Here is a 7262-nt window from a genome sequence, read left to right on the forward strand (position 1 = left end):
CGGCAATGTCGTTGTCGACGGATGCCACCAATACCAGCTCGCTGTCCCAGGACAATTGACGAGCGAATGCTTCCATCGTTTCTTCATAGCAGACTTCCGACAGGACCGTTTGCAACAGCTGAGTGACAGGGCGATAGTCGGAAAGTTGGAAAGAACGAACGTGCATGTACTGTACCCCCGCAAATTAGGTCATAAAGAATGATGACGAGCAACTTAACATATACGACAATTCGGGGTAAATTCCTGCATAAATCTTTAAAATTCATTAAAAAAGTTAGAAAAACGTCGGTTTCTTTGTGAAAACGCTTTATATCAAACGTTTACATCCCGGCGTTTGGAAGTTCTTCAAATTCTGTATAAAATCCGACGATTCAAGCCATCCTTGTTAGGGTAATTTTCTATGGGACACGGCTAGCGGCTTGTTTCATTCGGGTTATGCGTGCCGAGACCGTCCCCGGTCGGTCGACTTTTTAAACATTTTTGTTGATTTATTCGATCGAATAAGGGATAATATGGCTTGAAAAAACCTACATACGGGAGGTAATACCAATGGCTCACCAATTGCCGCCACTGCCTTATCCGAACAACGCGCTTGAACCGCACATCGACGAAACGACGATGATGATCCACCACGACCGGCACCACAACGCCTATGTGACGAACCTCAACGCGGCTCTTGAGTCCGCTCCTGAGCTGCAAGGCAAATCGATCGAAGAGCTGATCTCCGATCTGAACGCCGTTCCCGAATCGATCCGCACGGCTGTTCGCAACAACGGCGGCGGTCATGCAAACCACTCCCTCTTCTGGGAAACGATCGGCCCGAACGCGGGCGGCGAGCCGACCGGCGCGCTGGCTGACGCAATCGCCAGCGAGCTGGGCGGCTTCGAGAAGTTCAAGGAGGACTTCGCCAAAGCAGGCGCAACCCGTTTCGGCTCCGGCTGGGCATGGCTCGCGCTGTCGCCGCAAGGCAAACTGAAGGTATACAGCCTTCCGAACCAGGACAGCCCGCTTATGGAAGGCGACACGCCGCTCCTCGGCCTCGACGTATGGGAGCACGCCTACTACCTGAAATACCAAAACAAACGCCCGGACTATATCGCAGCTTTCTGGAACGTTGTGAACTGGTCCGAAGTCGGCAAGCGTTACGACGCCGCCAAAAAATAAGAATGCTTAACGCAAATCGACCCCCGGACGCTCCGGGGGTCGATTTGCGTTGTGTGTGCCGCACGGTTCAACATGCGCGCTCATGAAAGGTCATGCCCCGGCCGACTGACCCGACCGTCACGCCTCCGGCTCCTGACGCTCCGGCCGCGGCCGGTTCTTGCCTTGGCCTTGCCCCTGGCTTTGGCCGCCCCCGCCTCCGGCCCCCTGCGGTCCGCCGTTAGGCTGGCGCTGCGCTTGACGATCCTGATCGCCCTTCGAATCCCGCTGCCGGTCCTGCTGCTGCCTAGGAGGACGGCCGCCCTGCTGGCCCTGCCCGCCGCCCTGCTGCGGGCCGCGTCCGTGCTGCCGTTGACCTTGCTGGCCGCCCTGGGCTTGTCCCTGGGCATGGCGCGACGGCCCATTCCGGTGGGATTGCGGCTTCCCCGCCCCCGACCGATGCTCCTGATAGTCGCGATTGCCGCCGGGCTGGTTGCCGCGATTGCCGCCGCCAGATTGCTTGTCCCGGTCACGGTCGCGCTGTTTCCCGTGCTGCCCGTCGCGGCCCGCGCCCGACTGCGCTTCGCGGGGCACGGGCGTCGGGCGCTCACGCTGCAGACCGTAACGGTTCTGACGCCAATCCCCCATCCGTCCTATCGGGGGCTCCGGCTGACGAGCCGCGCGCTCGCCGTCTGCGTCGACTTCGTCGGTGACGGCTGCGGCATCCTCGCGGTCCAGCGCGACGAATCGGCCTTCTTCATCCGGCGTAATGCCTTCGGGCACATACTCGCCTTCCGGCCTTTTGCTCCCCGGAGCCTTCTGAAGCACGAAATAGGCGCAGCCGAAATTGCAATACTCGTTAATGTAATCGACCAAGGACGCAATCGTCGATTCCTTCGTCGCCTTGGGGTGGCCCTCCTTGTAAAAGCCCTTCAGCCGCAGCTGGTTATAGCCCCAGTCCCCGATAATATAATCGTAACGATCCAGCACGTCGCTGTACCGCCCTTTGAACGCCTCGGGGTTCCAAGCGTTCTTATGCTCATGGATAAGCTCGTAAAGTCTGCCTGCGATTTGAATCACCGGTGAACCCCCATTTCCGATCGTTCCTGCAAACTCAGGCAATCAGCCGTTCGCTGGCTGCGCCTGCGCCGCGGACTGCACCTGCTCGTGCGCGTGGTAGGAGCTGCGCACCATCGGTCCGGATTCCACGTGGCTGAAGCCGCGCGCGAGTCCTGCCTGCTTCAATGCCTTGAATTCGTCCGGATGCACGTAGCGCTCCAGCGCGAGATGCGCCGGCGAAGGCTGCAGATATTGGCCGAGCGTCAGGATGTTGACGTCCACCGCCCGCAAGTCGTCCATCGCGCGCAAAATTTCCTCGCGTTCTTCCCCGACGCCGAGCATCATGCTCGACTTGGTCGGAATGGAAGGCGCCATCTCCTTCGCCCTTCTCAGCAATTCCAGCGAGCGGCCGTATTTCGCCTTGGCCCGAACCTTGTCGGACAGCCGCTCCACCGTCTCGATATTGTGATTCAGAATGTCCGGCTTGGCGTCCATGACGACCCGCAGCGCATCCCAGTTGCCCTGAAAATCCGGAATCAGCACTTCAATGCTGCACAGCGGCAGCTTCTCGCGAATCGCGCGGACGGTCGCCGCAAAAATGGACGCGCCGCCGTCTGCGAGATCGTCCCTCGCCACCGACGTAACGACGCAATGGCGCAATCCCATCTGCACGGCCGCCTCGGCCACGCGTTCGGGCTCCTGCAAATCGAGCTCCGTCGGCAGACCCGTCTTGACCGCGCAGAAGCGGCAAGCCCGCGTGCATATATCGCCGAGAATCATAAAGGTCGCCGTGCGGTTCGCCCAGCACTCATAAATGTTCGGGCATCGCGCTTCTTCGCATACAGTATGAAGCGTTTTCGAGCGCATCATATCCTTGATTTCGGCATAATTGCCGTCGGTCGTAAGTCTTATGCGAAGCCAATCCGGCTTAGGCTCTTTGTTTCGCTGTTTTGTGCTCATGAGGCTTGACCTGCTTTCTTGGCAAGCGGAGCCTGCTCCGCTCGAGTGTCGACTATCCCTTATTATAGCACGAATCGGATAAAAACCAATGATATGCAAATGCTAACCGCAGATAAGGAGGCGACTGAACCGACATGCGACGGAAATGGGAACAGCCATTAAGCAGCATCCGAAAATGGGCGGCGCTCGGCCTGGCGGCTCTGCTGGCTTCATCCGCGCCCGTCTCTACCGGCTCGGCGGCCGTTCCGGCGCCGCAGGCGGAGACGAAGCCCGCTCCGGCAAAGGAACCGACGGCAGCCGAATTGATGGCCCGGCGCCGGAACATTTTCGACCAGATCAGCACCCTTACCGGCATCCCGTGGCATTATCTGGCGGCCATCGACCAATACGAGAGGACGCTGACCAAAGCAAGGCCGAAATCGCGGCCCGCTTCCGGCGGCTTGCTGTCCGTCTACATTCCGCCCTCCCGCTGGAGCGGTGCCTTGAATCCCGACCAGGACGAGACTTCACCCGCTGCTATCCGCCATTTCGGCGGGATCGGACGGGACGGCGACGGCGACGGCAAAGCGGACAGGAAGAACGATGCCGACGTCCTGTTCACGATAGCAAACCATGTGTTGGCACACGGGACCGCCGCGGACGACTTCGCCATCGGGCTGTGGGAATATTACCACAATACGCGGGCCGTGCAACGGGTCATGCAGTTTTCGCGGCTGTATGCCGCCTTCGACCGGCTGGACCTGTTCGAGCACGCTTTTCCGCTGCCCGTCCGGGCCGATTACTCGTACCGGAGCACCTGGGGCGCAAGCCGCGGCTGGGGCGGGTACCGCATTCATGAGGGAACGGATATTTTTGCCGGTTACGGCGTCCCCGTCCGCAGCACGTGCTACGGCATCATCGAAGTGAAGGGCTGGAACCCGTTCGGCGGCTGGCGGGTAGGCATCCGCGATCTCGACAACGTGTATCATTATTACGCGCACCTGTCCGGTTTCGATAAAAAGCTGTCGGTCGGCGACATCGTGTCGCCCGGCCAGACGATCGGCTGGGTCGGCAGCTCCGGGTACGGCAAGCCGGGCACGCAGGGCAAGTTTCCGCCCCATCTGCACTACGGCGTATACCGCGACCGCGGCCTGGTCGAATGGGCATTCGATCCATATCCCAGCCTCAGGGCGTGGGAACGGGAGGAATGGCGGAAAATACGCGGCAAGAAAAAATAGAACCCGCCGCCCGGCGGGTTCTCGTTGTGCGGACGCATTCGTGTCAATGGCGGCATCCTGGGCCGGCGGCAAGGAAGCAACCGTGGCTCCATCGCTATTCCGCTAGCCGGCGCCGGCAGCGCCGTTCGCGCCGCTTTCACCGCCGTCGTCCGGACCGGCTTCGCCCTCGCGCCCATTCCTGCTATCCGCCGGAGCGGGACCGATCGTAACGCCATCCTCCCGCACGCCGCCCTCTGATCCGGTCTCACCCGCCGCCCCTTCCGGCTGCGCAGGCACACCGCCGCCCGGATTCATCGGCAGCGCGATGTTCGGCGAATTTTGCGCGGAGCCGCCGACGGGATTGCCTTTGTTGTCGTAGTAATACATCGGCACATCGCCGACCACCAGCAGGTAGGAGATCGGAATTTCCGTCTCCACCTTTTCCGGCGCCGTATCGAACGGAATGATGATCGCCACCTCGGCCCGGATCCGGATGAACACTTCCACCAGGATCATGTTGATGCCCGCGTCGGTTTGGCGCGTGTTCAGGTCGACCTTGACGGCCCCGACCGGCTCCAAACGCACGGGCACCCTGGGCCCGAAGGAGGAGATGATCGCACTGCCGAGCGCCTGCCCGACGGGGATATATTCGGGGACTTGTTTAATCTGGTCAAGCGTGCTCTGGACCGTTTGAATCGTCTCCGACGTGATGCGCATATGCTCGCCGTAATTCAGCATGAAGCCCGACACCTTGCCGTCCGCGTTCGTCTTCCACTCGACCAGCCGCTCGTAGTCGGATTTGCCGGCAACCTGCTCGGATATCGCCTTGTTGATCGACTCCGTCGCAATCTGCTTCACGCGCAGCGTGGCTACCGTCATCAGGGGCGGACGCAAATTTTTCTCGATGAACACAAAGGTTTGAACCGTCATCGCGGCAAGCAGCAGCAGGATGAGCAGCGCCAGCTTTTTGCCTCCGAGCCGAATCCGGAATACCCCGCCGCGACCTCTCCCCCTGCTGCGCCACCGCCGCCTTCTCCTCCAACCGGCCATCGGAATCCCCCTCCCACAAGGCCGTACGGCACCACTCTGTCCTTTCTCCCCTATCCCAAGCTTATGCGGCGGTTCCGGAAAATACTTTAAATATTTAATTCGGGATGGTCCACGCTTTATAATTGTTTTGTTGAACATGGATTCGGAAAGTAACTCCTTAAAAAGTTGAAAAAACCGCATCAGATCAAGGTTTATTGGTCACAAAAAGTTGCTAATTTTTTCGCAATAAAAACAGGACACCGCGTGCCTCTTGTCAAATGGTAAAGTAGCCCACTATTACCACGAGAGGAAGTGTCCATAGCAACATGGTAACACAAACGCAGGCCCATACGCCAGAACAAAAAACACGCCGTGAAAGACGGATTGCAATCCTGGCAGAACGCCGCCGCATCAAGAAAACGATGAAGAAGATGCGCGATGTTACTTTCGACAACGATACCGTCACGGAAGCCGGTAACTTCCAATTTATCGAGCTGTTCAAAGAACTCGTCGGCTTCAAAGGGATCGTGGAGGACCATCTTCAAATCGAACGTGCAAGCAACTGCGTCTACTCGGCTTCAGCACTTATCGATTATCTGACGGACTGTGCGTTGCTCGGGCACACGCGCTTTCTGCACATGAACGCGCTGCAATCCGATCCGGGCTATCAGATTATCAAAGAGATCGAGCGATTCCCGGAGGAAAGCACGTTTCGTGGACTGCTTAAGGGTATGACTTGGAGCCACCTCATTCAATTGGTTGCGATCAATCAGGACCTGCTGCGCCGCAAGGCCCGGCTTGAGGGCAAACGCCTTGTTTGGATCGACATTGACGATACGGTCATCACGCTCTTTGGTGAACAGGAAGGCGCGATGAGCGGCTACAATCCTCGCTATCACGGTCGCCCTTCGTACAAGGTGCGCGTCGCATTTGTGGCAGGAACGGGAGAGCTCATCCACCTGCAACTAAATCCGGGCAACACGAACGGGATGAAAGACTTCCTTTCGTTTGTCCAAGAAGTTGAAGCCATGTTGCCACCTGAATATATCATCGAAGGCATCCGTGCCGATTGCGGGTTTGCTGATCCGGCGGTGATGGGATACGCTGAAGAAAAAGGCTGGCTCTACATGTTCAAACTGCCGAAGAAGGCGACCGTCAAGAAGGCCATTGCCTACTTGGAGCAGCATCCGCGATTCTGGGAAACACTCGCCGAGCATGAAAAGAGCATCCAATTCGCCACAGAGGATGAGCATTGGGCGGCGGCTGACATCCAGATCATACAATCCAGCTGGGACAAAGCGCGGCGCTGCGTGATCTACCGGGAAGCCACGCAAACCGAGAAAACCTCGGAGGATCAGTTGACGATGGCATTGACGCTCTACTCGTACCAAGCGATCGTAACGAATACGGAAGACAAACCGTTGCCGCTGCTGCGTTCTTACAATCAACGGGCAAACGTTGAGAACCGCATAGACGAGTTGAAGGATGGCTATGCCGTCGAACAAAACAGTCAGCACCGGATGCTGAACAATCTGTTGTTCAGTTGGATCAAAGCGATCGCGTATAACCTGATCGTCTGGTTCAAGCAGACGCTGATGCCGGAAAATATGCAGCGGTGCGAAGTGAAGACGATTCGCCGAGTCGTGCTAAAGGTACCAGGCAATGTGGTCGGATTCGGTCGGTATCAGCACATTCGATTGGCGGCTTGTCCGGATCTGGAAGCGATTGTACTCACGATACAGTGCAAGCTCCGAACGTTCGCCGATCGGTTACGACCACAGGACGAATCCAGAGTTGCCTGACTAATCTATCCTGAAAATAAATCTATCCTGAAAATAAATCTCAGTTGCAATAAAAAGACAATAGCAAACAAACCCG

Annotated in this window: 6 protein-coding genes and 1 pseudogene; 3 read left to right on the top strand and 4 right to left on the bottom strand. The window is 57.9% G+C overall.

What is annotated here, in order from left to right; all coding sequences use genetic code 11:
* A pseudogene (locus tag RWM61_RS19635) lies at positions 1 to 166 on the bottom strand (GNAT family N-acetyltransferase); the annotation flags it as partial.
* Between the two features lie 383 nt (positions 167 to 549).
* Here RWM61_RS19635 and RWM61_RS19640 point away from each other — a divergent pair.
* Positions 550 to 1164, top strand: a complete 615-nt coding sequence (locus RWM61_RS19640; RefSeq protein ID WP_314004004.1) for a superoxide dismutase — start codon at positions 550 to 552, stop codon at positions 1162 to 1164.
* A gap of 117 nt (positions 1165 to 1281) precedes the next feature.
* On the opposite strand, the gene RWM61_RS19645 is transcribed toward RWM61_RS19640, so the two are convergent.
* Together RWM61_RS19645 and lipA are read right to left on the bottom strand one after the other, a co-directional pair.
* Complete coding sequence (locus RWM61_RS19645) at positions 1282 to 2220, bottom strand: YutD-like domain-containing protein (protein WP_314004006.1); 939 nt, start codon at positions 2218 to 2220, stop codon at positions 1282 to 1284.
* A 42-nt stretch (positions 2221 to 2262) separates the two neighbouring features.
* On the bottom strand, positions 2263 to 3159 hold the full coding sequence (gene lipA / locus RWM61_RS19650) for a lipoyl synthase (RefSeq protein WP_314004009.1): 897 nt from the start codon (positions 3157 to 3159) through the stop codon (positions 2263 to 2265).
* Between the two features lie 134 nt (positions 3160 to 3293).
* Here lipA and RWM61_RS19655 point away from each other — a divergent pair, with 134 nt between their 5' ends.
* Entirely contained in the window at positions 3294 to 4376 is a 1083-nt protein-coding gene (locus RWM61_RS19655) for a M23 family metallopeptidase (protein WP_314004012.1), read from the top strand.
* 102 nt (positions 4377 to 4478) lie between these two features.
* Here RWM61_RS19655 and yunB read toward each other — a convergent pair whose 3' ends face one another.
* Entirely contained in the window at positions 4479 to 5405 is a 927-nt protein-coding gene (gene yunB / locus RWM61_RS19660) for a sporulation protein YunB (RefSeq protein WP_314004015.1), read from the bottom strand.
* Between the two features lie 305 nt (positions 5406 to 5710).
* On the opposite strand from yunB, the gene RWM61_RS19665 reads away from it, so the two are divergent.
* Positions 5711 to 7186 carry an IS1380 family transposase gene (locus RWM61_RS19665; RefSeq protein WP_314004018.1) on the top strand — a complete coding sequence of 492 codons (1476 nt, stop codon included), beginning with the start codon at positions 5711 to 5713 and terminating at the stop codon, positions 7184 to 7186.
* Positions 7187 to 7262: the final 76 nt, after the last annotated feature.

Source organism: uncultured Paenibacillus sp., assembly GCF_963515335.1.
Lineage (GTDB): Bacteria > Bacillota > Bacilli > Paenibacillales > Paenibacillaceae > Paenibacillus_I.